The organism is Enterococcus rivorum (genome assembly GCF_001742285.1).
Taxonomy (GTDB): domain Bacteria; phylum Bacillota; class Bacilli; order Lactobacillales; family Enterococcaceae; genus Enterococcus_L; species Enterococcus_L rivorum.
On the sequence record NZ_MIEK01000078.1, the window covers coordinates 47,592 to 61,292 of the forward strand.

Below are 13,701 nucleotides of genomic sequence, written 5' to 3' on the forward strand. Positions count from 1 at the left end.
TAAAGTTACTTAAGAGAAGTGAGAGTTATCTAGAGGCAATAGTATTAAGAACTATAGCTATAAAGCTTTAGATAAAATCAAACCCATAAGAAAAGGAGAGAAAAAATGGATTATCGTGGGAATGAAGCATTGGGTTTAGTGGAAACACTTGGTATGGTACCTGCTATTCAAGCAGCAGATACGATGCTGAAAGCGGCAGATGTGGAACTAGTATCGTACGAAAATGTGGGGTCTACGTTAGTAACAGTAATGGTAAAAGGAGATGTAGCAGCAGTTAAATCAGCAGTAGAAGCAGGTGTTGAAGCGGCAAAGAAAGTAGGAAAAGTAACAGCTTGTAATGTGATGCCAAGGCCTATTCCACCGATTGGAAATATAGTAATGGCCCACGATATTGATGCTGAATAAAGTATAGTGTCTTAAGCAATTTGTATAGATGCTTTTAAGTAAGTAGCTAGAGCACCTGGGGTTCTAACAGTAACCATCAATTCTAGTTACAAAACAACTAGCTATTTTAAGTTATATCAAAGAATGTCAGCAGCTTATGGAATATGGAGGAGGTAGAGAGAATGGTTGAAGCTTTAGGTTTTATCGAAACATTTGGATTAGTATTTGTCATGGAAGCGGCGGATGCAATGTGTAAATCAGCAGATGTTGAACTGATTGGATATGAGAATGTCGCATCTGGCTATATTTCTGTTTTAGTAAAAGGGGATGTCGGAGCTGTTGAAGCAGCGGTATCAGCAGGTGTTGAGGCAGTTGAAGGTATGGGAGCAGAAGTGTATAGTCACAACGTAATTCCTCGTCCACATCGAGATATTGAAAAGATTATTTCTCGTTATTCTTTTGATATTTAGATGAATAAAGGAGGGTGAGGTGTCTAATGTACAAAGTTGACAAAGATCTTTTAGCAATTCAAGAGGCAAGAATTCATATAGAAGGTGCTAAGGAAGCAGCTATTGAGTTACGGAATTTTACACAAGAAGAATTAGATGTAGTTGTAAATAAGATGGCTATTGCAATTAAGCCTCATTTAGAAGAATTAGCTAAACAAGCAGTGGAAGAAACCCATTACGGTTTGTGTCAAGATAAGCTGCTGAAGAATCGTTTTGCTTGTGAATATTTGCCACAACAACTGGCAAATCAGCGATATGTTGGGGTAATAAAAGAAAACTATGAACAAAAAACAGTAGAGATTGGCGTTCCGATTGGTGTCATTGTTGCAATGATTCCAGCAACTAGTCCGGTTTCAACAACGATTCATAATGCTTTTATTGCGATAAAATCCGGGAATCCGATTATTTTTTCACCACATCCTAGAGCACAAAAAACAATTCAGCGAACGGTGAAATTATTAAAAGAAGCAGCAATAGTAGCAGGATTGCCAGAAGATGGCATCAATTATATGCAACTAGTTTCTTCAACCAGTACCAACGAATTAATGAATCATGAAGAGACTGCACTAACACTAGTCACAGGGATCCCTAAGCTTTTACCTAAATTGAAAGCAGCTAATAAACCTTTTATTTACGGTGGTAGCGGAAATGGTCCCGTATTTATTGAACGAACATGCAATATTCAACAAGCCATTCATGACATTATTGAAAGCCGAACTTTTGATAACGGAATTGTTTCAGCGGCGGAACAGTCAATTGTATTAGACGGGCCAATTGTAGAGCAAGCGAAATCAGAATTGACACGTCAAGGCGCTCATTTTTTATCAGAAGAAGAAGCGATGAAGCTTGTGAACGTATTAATGAAAAAAAATGGCGATTTAAATCCTGAAAGTGTAGGCTGTTCAGCCTGTGAGTTAGCAAAAAAAGCGGGGATTCAAGTACTGCCTACTACTAAAATCTTTATCTATGAACAAGCCTATGTTTCTGAAAATAACCCCTTTGCCCAAGAGTTATTTAGTCCAATTTTAGCTCTATTTGTGGAACCGAATTGGCAGGAAGCTTGTGAAAAATGTATCGAGTTACTGATGGAAGGGGCTAAAAGCCATACTTTAGTGATTCATTCTAATGACGAGCATGTGATTAGAGAATTTTCAATTAAAAAACCTGTTGCGAGAGTTTTGGTCAACACGCCGTCTACATTAGGAGGAATGGGAGCGACGACGAATTTGTTTCCTTCTATGACATTAGGAAGTACTTCTTTAGGCATTGTTCAAGCGTCAGATAATATTTCACCAGAACATTTAGTGAGAATTCGAAAAGTTGGGTATGGTGTTCGTACGTTGAATGACTGCTTTAACGAAAGTGGCAATCAATCCTTACATTCTAAGGATACACAAGAATCTATCGAAGTAATTCTTAGAAAAATTATCAATGAAATGAAGGAGTGAGAAGAATCATTAATCAATTTTCGTTAAGAACCAATATCTTATTAAATAGAGGTTCTTTAGAAGCCTTAAAAAAGGTTTCAGGAACCAAAGCGCTAATTGTAGCAGACGCTATTATTGACGAGTTAGGCTATTTAGATAAGGTAAAGAGTTATTTGATGGACGCAGGTATTATCTCATCTGTCTTTGTTGACGTAAAACCTGATCCAGATACGAAAGTCATTGCTGCGGGTATAAAAATGTACGAAACAATCCAACCAGATGTCGTTGTTGCAATTGGTGGCGGGTCAGCAATTGATGCGGCTAAAGGGATTTTCTATTCTGTAGCAAAAATGAACAATCATGCACTAAAGAAACCTTATTTTATTGCCATTCCTTCTACAAGTGGTACAGGTTCAGAAGTGACCGATTTTTCAGTTATTACTGCGGATGAACAAAAAGTAGTCATTGTAGATGAATATTTGAGTCCTGATTTAGCTATTTTAGATTCCACTTGTATCAGTAGTGTTCCTCAAAAAGTATTAGTGGATACAGGATTGGATGTTTTAACCCATGCGACCGAAGCCTACGTTGCCAAAAATGCGACCGATTTTACCGATGCACTGGCAGAAAAAGCGATTAAGATTATTTTTGAGCATTTACCGATTTTATTTAATGATTGTCAAGCAGATGATTCTCGTGATCGTGTCCACAATGCTTCTTGTTTATCAGGGATTGCTTTTAATAACGCTGGCTTAGGGATTGTTCACAGTTTGTCTCATGCAATGGGAGCAAGATTTCATATTCCACATGGACGTTGCAATGCACTGTTACTAGAAGAAGTGATTGCTTATAATGCGAATCTTAAAGGAACGGCTGATAATGAAGCTGCAAAAAAATATGCTCAATTGGCTGAACTTTTACATTTACCTGCAAGAACAGTTAGAGAAGGGGTTGTCAGTTATTTAGATGCGATTACTCAACTGAAGAAACAGCTAAGTATTGAGAATAAACTGAGTCAGTTAGGGATTAATGAAGCTGACTTTATGAAAACAATCACTGAAATGTCAGAGGCAGCCTTATTAGATCGTTGCACACCGACAAATCCGATTGAACCGACGAAAGAAGCATTAGAAAAAATCTATCAAAATAGTTACTAACATTTAGAAGAATGAGAGGGTTACCGATGAACGTGAATGAAATTACTGAAAAATTTGCTGATGTGACAAAAAACATGTCACCACAAGAAAAATCCGCTATGTTAAAACTGTTCCAAGGTATTTCAAAAGAATTAGGGAAGTCAGATGGATGTGTTAATGCGTCTTGCGCAACAAGTACGTCTATTGCAAATCCAGATATTCCAGCTGATGGTAGTTATCCAAAAGGAATGACGGAACGTCTAAAACGTTTAAAAGATCATTATTTGACAATTACACCTTCAATTACAATCCATCGTGCAAAAGCATTTACTAGAATCGTCAAAGAAAATCCTGGCTTGCCTAAAATTATGCTGCGAGCAAAAGCTTTTAGAGAAGCTTGTGAAACAGCACCTATACTGATTCAAGATGATGAATTAATTGTTGGTCATCCTAATGGAGCGCCTAGAGCGGGTTCTTTTACTCCAGATATTGCTTGGCGTTGGTTAAAAGATGAGTTAGATACGATTCATAATCGTCCTCAAGATCCATTTTATATTTCTGAAGAAGATAAAAGAGTTATGAGAGAAGAACTTTTCCCATATTGGGAAGGTCGTTCTTTAGATGAAATATGTGAACAACAGTATCGAGAAGCTGGTTTATGGGAGTTTTCGGGAGAAGCTTTTGTTAGTGACTTATCGTATCACCAAATTAATGGTGGTGGGGACTCTAATCCAGGTTATGACGTTGTCCTAATGAAAAAAGGGATGAAAGACATCCAACAAGAAGCACTAGATCATTTAGAAACATTATCAATGGAAAATCCAGAAGATATTGATCGTATCTATTATTATAAATCTGTTATTGATACAACTGAAGGGGTTATGGCTTACGCAAAACGTTTGTCAGATCATGCTTATGAATTAGCAGAAAAAGAAACCAATCCTTGTCGTAAAGAAGAGTTACGCAAAATTGGAGAAGTTAACGCTCATGTTCCAGCTAATAAACCAAGAACCTACCAAGAGGCTCTTCAAGCTGTTTGGACAGTTGAATCGTTGTTTATGATTGAAGAAAATCAAACAGGCTTATCGGTTGGACGAGTGGATCAATATGTTTATCCGTTTTATGAAGCAGATAAAAAAGCGGGTCGTTTAACAGATTACGAAGCATTTGAAATTGCAGGTTCATTTTTAATCAAATGTTCTGAAATGATGTGGGTATCAAGTGAAGGTGGTTCTAAACACTTTGCTGGCTATCAACCATTTGTCAACATGTGTGTAGGTGGTGTGAAGCGTGAAGGTGGAGATGCTTGTAACGATTTGACCTACCTGTTAATGGATGCAGTAAGACATGTTGGGGTTTATCAGCCATCCTTAGCTTGTCGTGTTCACAACCAATCACCACAAAAATACTTGGAAAAAATTGTAGATGTCGTTCGAGCTGGCTTAGGATTCCCTGCAATTCACTTTGACGATTCCCATATAAAAATGATGCTTGCTAAAGGCTTTGATATGGAAGACTCAAGAGATTATTGTCTGATGGGCTGTGTTGAACCGCAAAAATCTGGACGTCTTTATCAATGGACATCCACCGGTTATACACAATTCCCAGTAGCGATTGAGTTTGTTTTAAATCGTGGGGAAATGTTGTGGTGCAAATTAAAACCAGGTTTAGATTTAGGTGGATTAAGCCAATTTACTACCTATGAAAAATTTGAAAAAGCGGTTAAAGAACAAATGGCTTATATTACACGATTATCAGCTGTAGGAACAGTCATCAGTCAGCGGGTTCATAGAGATATTGCTCCGAAACCATTAATGTCATTAATGATGGAAGGATGTATGGAAAATGGTCGCGATGTTACAGCAGGCGGTTGTGTTCATAACTGGGGACCTGGGTTGATTTGGTCTGGTTTGGGAACGTATGTGGATTCAATGGCAGCAATTAAAAAATTAGTATTTGACGATAAAAAATATCGATTAGAGCAAATTCGTGAAGCAACAAGAGCTGACTTTTTAGGCTATGAAGAAATTCGTCGTGATTGCTTGGAAGCACCAAAATATGGAAATGATGATGATTATGCAGATTTAATTGCAGCCGACATTGTGAACTGGACAGAAAAAGAACATCGTAAATACAAAACACTTTATTCGATCTTTAGTCATGGAACGTTATCAATTTCTAACAACACGCCATTTGGTGAAATGCTTGGAGCAAGTGCTAACGGCCGTCGTGCATGGTCCCCACTTTCTGATGGGATTAGCCCTTCGCAAGGAGCAGATAAAAAAGGACCAACAGCGATTATTAAATCGGTATCGAAAATGGATGTAGCAGCGATGAATATTGGGATGGTACACAACTTTAAGCTATTAAGAGGAATTCTTGAAACACCAGAAGGCCGTCAAGGATTGATTACTTTACTTCGTACAGCCTCTATTCTAGGGAATGGTCAAATGCAGTTTAGCTATGTAGATGATGAAGTCTTGAAGAAAGCACAAGAAAATCCAGATGAATACCGTGATTTAATTATCCGTGTTGCAGGCTACAGTGCCTACTTTACTGAATTATGTAAAGAAGTACAGGATGAAATTATCAGCCGTACAATGTTGGAACATTTCTAAAAAATTAGGCTTAAAAATGAAGAACAAGGGTGAAGAAATTGGAAAATTTAATTCAAATCGAGAGAAAAGCACGTATTTTTAATATACAGAAGTATTCGATCTACGATGGTCCAGGGATTCGTACCTTGTTCTTCTTTAAAGGGTGTCCGTTACGCTGCAAGTGGTGCTCGAATCCAGAAAGTCTCGAAAGAAAATACCAAGTAATGTATCAAAGAAAGCTTTGTGTGGATTGTGGAGAATGTGTGAAGGTTTGTCCGTTAAACATTCATAAGATGGAGGAAGGGATTCATTACGTAGACCGCAGCATCAATTGCAATGGTTGTCGACTATGTGAACAGGTTTGTCCAAAGAGAGCCTTATCTATCGCTGGAGAAGATCGCTTAATCTCTGATCTATTGGAAATTGCAATTCAAGACATTCCCTTTTATCAAACTTCCGGTGGAGGGGTCACATTAGGCGGTGGTGAAGTTGCGACACAACCAGAATTTGCCGCCAATTTATTGATGGAATGTAAAAATGCAGGGATTCATACAGCCATTGAAACTTGTGGGCATGCGCCTTTAAAATCTCTGTTAAAAATTGCCGAATTTTGTGATCTATTTCTTTATGACATGAAACATATTAATCCGGAAAAGCATTTAGAATATACTGGGGTTCGTAATGAACGGATTTTAGAAAATTTAAAAGAGTTAATTGAACGCCGTTATAACGTAAAAGTTCGGATGCCTTTGATGAAGGGACTAAACAATGATCCTGAAACAATTCAAAAGACGATTGAGTTTCTTGAACCTTATAAGGATCGGAAGAATTTTCAGGGGGTTGACTTACTTCCGTATCATAAATTAGGTGTGAATAAGTACGATCAGCTAGACAAAATATATACAGTGAAACAAGACTTAAGTTTATCAGAAGAGGACTTGGACTTGATTGAGCAGCAAATTAAGCACTATGATTTTCCAGTCAAAGTTATTCGTCATTAATGGAAGTGAGGGAGCAAGATGCAAAGAATTATTCAAGAATCCGTCCCTGGGAAACAGGTCACGTTAGCACATATTCTAGCATCCCCAATGTCTGATATTTGTGAACGTTTAGGAGTGGAAGAAAGTGGTGCGATAGGAATCATGACTTTTACCCCTTCAGAAACGGCCATCATTGCAGCGGATGTTGCTACGAAAGCGGCTGATGTTGAAATTGGATTTTTAGATCGGTTTACAGGATCTTTAGTGATTACAGGAGATTTCTCCAGTGTAGAGACTTCCTTGCACGCTGTAAATCAGACATTAAAAAAATTACTAGAATTCTCAGTAGTTGATGTGACAAGAACATGAAAAAAAGAATCATGATTATTGGTGGCAAGCAAAGCGGAAAATCTACGGTAGCTAACTGGTTAAACGATGAAAATAAACCCTTAAAGAAGAGACAAGATGCAATTTATGGGGCGATTACCATTGATATTCCAGCGGCCTATTTAGAGAATACCTGTATGTATAAATATATTTTTTCTCTTTCTCAGACAGCAGCCATAGTTCTGTTTTTAGCAAATGGTAAAGATGAAAGAAGTGTTTATCCTCCCAATTTCGCTAAAACATTTTCTTGTCCAGTTGTTGGACTGGTGAAGTCTTATGACACTATTGAAGAGAAGCAAAAAGCAGAAGCGATGTTGGACCAAGCGGGAGTGAGGGCACCATATTTTGTATTTGATATAGAGGATCTGGAATTATTGAAGGAAAAAGAGTGTTGGTTGGCAAAACTTAAATAGAAGGGGGAAGGAACGATGAGATTTATTACTGAAATGGAATTAAAAGTCCAGTATAGAAAAGCTCCTTTTTCCAGTTATAAGTTGCCTTCTGAAACACGTTTAACCCCAGAAGCAAGACAATTTTTGGTAGATCGAAAGATTGATGTTAAACAGATGGAACAAGGAAACAAAAGCAAGGTAGAACCTCAAAATCAGGAAGGTATAAGCAACGAGCAAGCAATTACCTCTTTTCAAAAAACACTCTCCTTTTTCTTACTAAGTTTTAGTTTTTTGTTAGAAAAAGATGTGTTGTTAGCAGAAAAAGTATTATGTTGGCAAAGACACCTTGAGGACGTCAAAAAGGCTTGGCAGCAGGGAAAACAAATACCAACGTTTCAAGACAACAGAGTGTCTATTGAGGAAGCTAACCTAGAAAATATAGAAATATCTGCTTTTCATATCCAACTTCCTTATGGTCGAGAGTTGGCGATTTTAAATTGTCTAAATACTAGTCTGATAGAACTCTCCCTTTTTTTGAATGAAGGAAGCATAGGTTGTAACAAGGAAGAACAAGCAGAGAACAATGTGCAGACGGAAGTGGAGCAAGTAAGAAGGGCACTGCTAATGGTAATGACCCAGATGATTCGGAGTGAAAGACAGTGAGCCAACAATTAAAAGAACAGGTTAGCTATTCTAACCAACTAATTGCCGATTTTGAAAAAGTGATTGCCACACCTAAAAAATCGACTACGGGCATATATTATACAGGCGTTGATTTAGGGACGTCATGTATTGTCCTTTCCGTATTAAATGAAAAGCGTCAACCGGTTGCAGGAAGCTATCGTTATGCCAATGTAGTGAAAGATGGAATGGTTGTGGACTACTTAGGTGCGATTCAGATTGTAACTCAGCTAAAAGAAGAGTTAGAAGAAAAGCTTGGAGAAGAATTACGCTATTGTGCAGCAGCCTTACCCCCTGGGACTCAGACGTTAGATTCTGGTGTCATTCAGCATGTAGTAGAAGCTGCCGGGTTTGAAATAACGGCTCTGTTAGATGAACCAACTGCAGCAAATGCTGTTTTGAACATTAAAGATGGAGCAATTGTGGATATTGGCGGTGGAACAACCGGAATTACCATTTTAGAAAACGGTCAAGTTGTCGAAGTAGCTGATGAAGCAACTGGGGGAACACACTTTACATTAGTTGTTTCAGGAGCCTATGGCATTCCTTTTGAAAAAGCTGATGAATATAAACGAAACAAAAAAAATCATAAAGAATTATTGCCTGTTTTAAGTCCTGTTATTGAAAAAGTTTCTAGTATCGTTAATCACTATGTTGAACCTTATCAAGTAAAAGAAATCTATCTAGTAGGCGGTACATGTTGCTTAACAGGGATTGAAACCATTATTGAAAAGAAAACGAATATTCCAACATTTAAACCAGAAAATCCAATGTTTGTAACACCTTTAGGAATAGCATTGAATTGTACCCAAGAAATTTTATAGAGGGAGCGTGAGATAGCATGGATTATCGGATTATACAATCTCCTTCAGATGGAGCATTAGATATCATTACCCGTAGAATGGGAATGAGTCAGTCTGCGACACAAGAATTTAGGCAGTATGATGCTATAGGACTAATTCAGGGAAAACTAATTGATATGGTTTATGTTGCTGATTTAGCAGAAAAAGCTGCGGGAATTATCGCAGTTGATATTCGAGGAAGTTGTCCGCAAAATATGATTCTATTGGCGTTGTTTGGTGATACTTCTTCGGTAGAAACAGCCATAAGTGATATTAAACAAAAAATGAAAAAAAGTAGAGGCAGTGATTAATATGCTAGCAGCAAAATTAGTAGATAACGTGTGGGCAACTAGAAAAATAGAATCCCTCAATGGACTGAAATTTATGTTGGCAGAAATCATTAATCATGAAGAAAACAAAGAGTATCTAATTGTGGCAGACACAATCGGTGCAGGAATAGGGGACAGAGTGATTATATGTACTGGATCATCTTCTAGAAATATTTTCAAGGAAACAGCTATTCCTATTGATGCAACGGTCATTGGTATTATTGATGAAGATTGCCATTTTTAGAAACTAAAAGGTTGGTGATGAAAATGAAGAAACTTATCTGTATCACAGACATTCAACAGTTAATTGAGACGAAACAAGAAAAATGTATGATTCCCGAGCAAACGATTATAACGCCAGCAGCTAGGGACTTAGCGGAAGAACATCATATCAAGTTTGAATTAGAGACGTTTACTCCGTCAGTCGGAACAGGAGAATTTGCACTGTTAATCAAAAAACTTTATGCTGAGCCTCGCTTGCTTCAAGAATTAATGGCTGTATTAGAGAATCAACCGTATGTCGTTGAAAGTGAAGACTCAGGTTTCAAATTAATTCGTGGTAATACTATTCGATATGATAAAGTAAATCCTAATTCTGCTGAAGAAAAGCAAGTGCTTTTTGATTCATTTAATGGCACTAAAATGGAATTAGTGAAATTACCTAAAGGAACCGTTACAACAGTTTTCACTAGCGAAGAAATTCATTTTACAATAGAAGGCAATCTAACGACTACGATTAATCAGAAAAGCTTCGATAGTCAAAAAGGAGATGTTCACTATTATCCTTGTAACAGCAGAGTAACGAGGAATGTAAAAGAAAATACACATTTATTAGTCATTAAAATAGAAAAAGAGCGTTGCCTATAATCGTTTAAAGAGGCTAGTACTAAATTGTTTTTTTAGTCATAAATTGTAAAAATACAGTTTTTATGGAGGAGGAAGAGTGTGAACGCCATTGGATTAATTGAAACCAAAGGATTGATTCCAGCGATAGAAGCGGCCGATGTCATGTTAAAAACAGCCCAAGTAGAATTAATAGAACGTTCTTTAGTGGGTGGTGGCATAGTGACCATCATAGTCACTGGGGATGTTGGGGCAGTAAAATCTGCTGTAGATGCAGGCGCCAGTGCAGTTCTACAATTTGGACAAGAGAAGCTGAACACTCAGCATGTCATTCCACGACCGCATAGTGAGGTGGAGTCTATCATTTTATCTCAGGAAGAAATGCTTGAAGTTATTGAGGAATTGGCTGAAGAGACAGTTCTTGATATTTTCCAAGAAGAAGTCCAAGCGATAACTGCTCTTGAAGATATGACAGAAGCAGAACTAGGTCGGTTATCTATCCAGGAATTGCGAGAACTTGCCGCGAATTATGAGAACTTAGGTTTATCCGATAAAGCTTTAGCAATCGCCAATAAAGCGACATTGCTCAAAAAAATTCGTGAAAGAAATAACAAAACAGAGCATTAGAGAAAGGAGGTCAGCACAACTTGGACGTATACGATAAAGATTTACAATCCATTCAAGGGGCTAGAACATTAGCTCGTGAAGGGAAAAAAGCACAGGAAGTTCTTGCTCATTTTAATGAAGAGCAAATTGAAAAAATTATTTGTAGCATGGTGAACGTGGCAGAAGCCCACGCGGAAGAGCTTGCGGAAATGGCTGTAGCAGAAACGGGCTTTGGGAAAGCAACAGACAAAACGTTTAAGAATCGACACGCTTCAACCGAATTATATCGTTTTATTAAAAACATGAAAACTGTTGGGATCATCAAAAATGATGAGCAAAATAAGTTAATTGAGATTGCTGAGCCGATGGGACTTTTGATGGGGATTGTACCATCAACAAATCCAACCTCAACTGTCATTTATAAAGCGATTATTGCGGTCAAATCCAGAAATGGAATTGTTATTTCTCCCCATCCTTCAGCGTTAAAAAGTACGATGTATGCAGCAAAACTAATGAATGATGCGGCTGTAGCAGCAGGTGCACCAGATAACATTGTAACTTGTATAGCAAAACCTTCTATGGCAGCAACGAATGAACTAATGCGTCGAGAAGAAATTGCGTTAATTATTGCAACAGGTGGGGCAGCTATGGTAAAAGCAGCTTATAGTGTTGGAAAACCAGCACTAGGAGTTGGCCCAGGAAATGTACCGGCATATATTGAGAGAAGCGCTAATATACCAAAAGCGGTAAGTAATATTATTGCTAGTAAAACATTTGATTATGGAACCATTTGTGCTTCCGAACAAACCGTGATTGTTGAAAAAGTCATCGAAGCGGAAGTTGTTAGAGAATTTGAACGACAAGGCTGCTATTTTATGACTGCGGAAGAGACAACGAAAGTTGCTTCAAAATTGTTTGTAAAAGGACATGCTATGAATGCAAAATTGGTAGGACGCTCGCCAAAAGTAATTGCAGAAGCAGCCGGAATCACGATTCCTGAAGGAACCAAAATTTTAATTGGACGACAAGATAGTGTGGGAGAAAAAGCGCCCCTTTCTTACGAGAAACTAACAACGGTGTTAGGGTTCTATACAGTAGAAGATTGGCGCGAGGCATGTGACGTAACATTAGCCTTATTAAACAATGGAGGCGTTGGCCATAGTTTTTCCATTCACACAGAGAACCCAGAAATTGTGATGAAGTTTTCTGAAAAACCTGTTTTCCGAATTTTAGTTAATACTGGCTCAACACAAGGTGGTGTTGGGGTTAGTACCGGCTTATCTCCAGCCTTTACACTAGGTTGTGGTACATGGGGGGGAAGTGCAACATCTGATAATGTAACGCCTCTTCATTTAATCAATATTAAGCGGGTTGCTTATGGCATAAAAGAGTGTGCAGAGCTTCCTACAGGTGACACCGATACAGGTTATCTCAATGAATTAGTAACAGAGTTAATGGACTTATTACAGAAAAATGGCGGTAATTAGTTATGGATCAGTATAAAGAATTTGCCAAACTTTTTGGTGAAGTACTGGCAGAGAAACAATCGGAATGTGTAGAGAAAAGTATTCCATTGGGGATTTCTAATCGTCATATTCATCTTTCGCAAAAGGATATTGATCAATTATTTGGTCGAGGCTATCAATTGACCATGTTAAAAGAATTATCACAGCCAGGTCAATATGCTTGTAAGGAAACCGTGATGATTTGTGGCCCTAAAGGAGCGATTGAAAAAGTTCGAGTTTTAGGCCCAGCAAGATCAGAGACACAGGTTGAAATTTTGAGTGCAGACTGCTTTAAATTGGGAGTAAAAGCGCCAATTCATCAATCTGGTGAGATTGAACAAACACCTGGCGTGACAATTATTGGCAGTCAAGGAACAGTTATTTTAGAAAAAGGAGTTATTGTTGCTCAGCGACATATTCATATGACCCCCGAAGATGCAGAAAAATTTGGGGTAAAAGACAAGCAAATTGTCAGTTTATGTTTATTAGGAATTCGTGGCGGCGTGCTTGAAAATACAATTGTACGTGTCAATAACTCATTTAGTTTAGAGTGTCATTTAGACACAGAAGAAGCGAATGCTATGGGATTATCTTCACAGTCCAAAGTATATATTAATTAAAAAAAAAATCTTAGGAGGAAATAAACATGAAATCAGAAGCATTAGGAATGATCGAAACAAAAGGATTAGTAGGTTCAATTGAAGCAGCGGATGCAATGGTAAAAGCAGCAAACGTTGTATTGATCGGTAAAGAATTTGTCGGTGGTGGTTTAGTTACAGTAATGGTTCGTGGAGATGTAGGTGCAGTTAAGGCAGCCACAGACGCTGGTGCTGCTGCTGCACAAAGAATTGGGGAATTGGTTTCTGTTCATGTTATTCCACGTCCTCATGGAGAAGTGGAAAATATCTTACCTCATTCAAAAGCATAAAAATTTAAACGCAAAAAGACTGATAGACTTAAGTGGCCAGCTACTTAAGTCTATATCAGTTTAACATTGAAATTGTCTTTCGAATATAGTATGTTTAAGTAGGAAAACGCTTCATAAATGATTTTTTGACCAAATGAACGAACGTTTATAAAACT

General features: G+C 37.8%; 16 protein-coding genes and 1 pseudogene. All 17 read left to right on the forward strand.

Going from position 1 to position 13,701, the window contains the following annotated elements; genetic code table 11:
• The first annotated feature begins 105 nt into the window (after positions 1-105).
• Positions 106-405, forward strand: coding sequence for a BMC domain-containing protein (locus tag BCR26_RS16915; RefSeq protein ID WP_069700130.1), 300 nt, complete (start codon positions 106-108; stop codon positions 403-405).
• A gap of 161 nt (positions 406-566) precedes the next feature.
• Positions 567-854 (forward strand): BMC domain-containing protein, encoded by a 288-nt coding sequence (locus BCR26_RS16920; protein WP_139124988.1) that lies wholly within the window; start codon positions 567-569, stop codon positions 852-854.
• A 26-nt stretch (positions 855-880) separates the two neighbouring features.
• Positions 881-2,341, forward strand: coding sequence for an aldehyde dehydrogenase family protein (locus tag BCR26_RS16925; RefSeq protein ID WP_069700132.1), 1,461 nt, complete (start codon positions 881-883; stop codon positions 2,339-2,341).
• Positions 2,338-3,477, forward strand: coding sequence for a 1-propanol dehydrogenase PduQ (locus BCR26_RS16930; RefSeq protein WP_209591803.1), 1,140 nt, complete (start codon positions 2,338-2,340; stop codon positions 3,475-3,477). The genes BCR26_RS16925 and BCR26_RS16930 overlap by 4 nt, the downstream gene beginning before the upstream one ends.
• A gap of 26 nt (positions 3,478-3,503) precedes the next feature.
• Entirely contained in the window at positions 3,504-6,074 is a 2,571-nt protein-coding gene (gene cutC, locus BCR26_RS16935) for a choline trimethylamine-lyase (protein WP_069700133.1), read from the forward strand.
• Between the two features lie 38 nt (positions 6,075-6,112).
• The gene (gene cutD / locus BCR26_RS16940; protein ID WP_069700134.1) at positions 6,113-7,054 is read left to right on the forward strand and encodes a choline TMA-lyase-activating enzyme; all 942 of its coding nucleotides are present in this window, start codon (positions 6,113-6,115) and stop codon (positions 7,052-7,054) included.
• An 18-nt stretch (positions 7,055-7,072) separates the two neighbouring features.
• Positions 7,073-7,402 carry an ethanolamine utilization microcompartment protein EutS gene (gene eutS / locus BCR26_RS16945; RefSeq protein WP_069700135.1) on the forward strand — a complete coding sequence of 110 codons (330 nt, stop codon included), beginning with the start codon at positions 7,073-7,075 and terminating at the stop codon, positions 7,400-7,402.
• Positions 7,399-7,833, forward strand: a complete 435-nt coding sequence (locus BCR26_RS16950) for a EutP/PduV family microcompartment system protein (RefSeq protein ID WP_069700136.1) — start codon at positions 7,399-7,401, stop codon at positions 7,831-7,833. Before eutS ends, BCR26_RS16950 begins: the two co-directional genes overlap by 4 nt.
• A 15-nt stretch (positions 7,834-7,848) precedes the next feature.
• Positions 7,849-8,475 (forward strand): hypothetical protein, encoded by a 627-nt coding sequence (locus BCR26_RS16955; protein WP_069700137.1) that lies wholly within the window; start codon positions 7,849-7,851, stop codon positions 8,473-8,475.
• On the forward strand, positions 8,472-9,317 hold the full coding sequence (gene eutJ, locus BCR26_RS16960) for an ethanolamine utilization protein EutJ (protein WP_069700138.1): 846 nt from the start codon (positions 8,472-8,474) through the stop codon (positions 9,315-9,317). Before BCR26_RS16955 ends, eutJ begins: the two co-directional genes overlap by 4 nt.
• Positions 9,318-9,334: 17 nt before the next feature.
• Positions 9,335-9,646, forward strand: a complete 312-nt coding sequence (locus tag BCR26_RS16965; RefSeq protein ID WP_069700139.1) for a BMC domain-containing protein — start codon at positions 9,335-9,337, stop codon at positions 9,644-9,646.
• 1 nt (position 9,647) lies between these two features.
• Complete coding sequence (locus BCR26_RS16970; protein WP_069700140.1) at positions 9,648-9,908, forward strand: EutN/CcmL family microcompartment protein; 261 nt, start codon at positions 9,648-9,650, stop codon at positions 9,906-9,908.
• Between the two features lie 17 nt (positions 9,909-9,925).
• On the forward strand, positions 9,926-10,531 hold the full coding sequence (locus tag BCR26_RS16975) for a cupin domain-containing protein (RefSeq protein WP_069700141.1): 606 nt from the start codon (positions 9,926-9,928) through the stop codon (positions 10,529-10,531).
• 78 nt (positions 10,532-10,609) lie between these two features.
• A pseudogene (locus BCR26_RS19055) lies at positions 10,610-10,873 on the forward strand (BMC domain-containing protein); the annotation flags it as partial.
• A 281-nt stretch (positions 10,874-11,154) separates the two neighbouring features.
• Positions 11,155-12,600 carry an acetaldehyde dehydrogenase (acetylating) gene (locus tag BCR26_RS16985; RefSeq protein ID WP_069700143.1) on the forward strand — a complete coding sequence of 482 codons (1,446 nt, stop codon included), beginning with the start codon at positions 11,155-11,157 and terminating at the stop codon, positions 12,598-12,600.
• Positions 12,601-12,602: 2 nt separating this feature from the next.
• A complete protein-coding gene (locus tag BCR26_RS16990) occupies positions 12,603-13,238 on the forward strand; it encodes a phosphate propanoyltransferase (RefSeq protein WP_069700144.1) in 636 nt (211 codons plus the stop codon).
• A 26-nt stretch (positions 13,239-13,264) separates the two neighbouring features.
• Positions 13,265-13,546, forward strand: coding sequence for an ethanolamine utilization microcompartment protein EutM (gene eutM, locus BCR26_RS16995; RefSeq protein ID WP_069700145.1), 282 nt, complete (start codon positions 13,265-13,267; stop codon positions 13,544-13,546).
• Positions 13,547-13,701: the final 155 nt, after the last annotated feature.

Coding starts and splice junctions, on each gene's coding strand:
- BCR26_RS16915 (WP_069700130.1), top strand. CDS start 106: ATGGATTATCGTGGGAATGAAGCATTGGGTTTAGTGGAAACACTTGGT.
- BCR26_RS16920 (WP_139124988.1), top strand. CDS start 567: ATGGTTGAAGCTTTAGGTTTTATCGAAACATTTGGATTAGTATTTGTC.
- BCR26_RS16925 (WP_069700132.1), top strand. CDS start 881: ATGTACAAAGTTGACAAAGATCTTTTAGCAATTCAAGAGGCAAGAATT.
- cutC (WP_069700133.1), top strand. CDS start 3,504: ATGAACGTGAATGAAATTACTGAAAAATTTGCTGATGTGACAAAAAAC.
- eutS (WP_069700135.1), top strand. CDS start 7,073: ATGCAAAGAATTATTCAAGAATCCGTCCCTGGGAAACAGGTCACGTTA.
- BCR26_RS16950 (WP_069700136.1), top strand. CDS start 7,399: ATGAAAAAAAGAATCATGATTATTGGTGGCAAGCAAAGCGGAAAATCT.
- BCR26_RS16955 (WP_069700137.1), top strand. CDS start 7,849: ATGAGATTTATTACTGAAATGGAATTAAAAGTCCAGTATAGAAAAGCT.
- BCR26_RS16965 (WP_069700139.1), top strand. CDS start 9,335: ATGGATTATCGGATTATACAATCTCCTTCAGATGGAGCATTAGATATC.
- BCR26_RS16970 (WP_069700140.1), top strand. CDS start 9,648: ATGCTAGCAGCAAAATTAGTAGATAACGTGTGGGCAACTAGAAAAATA.
- BCR26_RS16975 (WP_069700141.1), top strand. CDS start 9,926: ATGAAAATGAAGAAACTTATCTGTATCACAGACATTCAACAGTTAATT.
- BCR26_RS16990 (WP_069700144.1), top strand. CDS start 12,603: ATGGATCAGTATAAAGAATTTGCCAAACTTTTTGGTGAAGTACTGGCA.
- eutM (WP_069700145.1), top strand. CDS start 13,265: ATGAAATCAGAAGCATTAGGAATGATCGAAACAAAAGGATTAGTAGGT.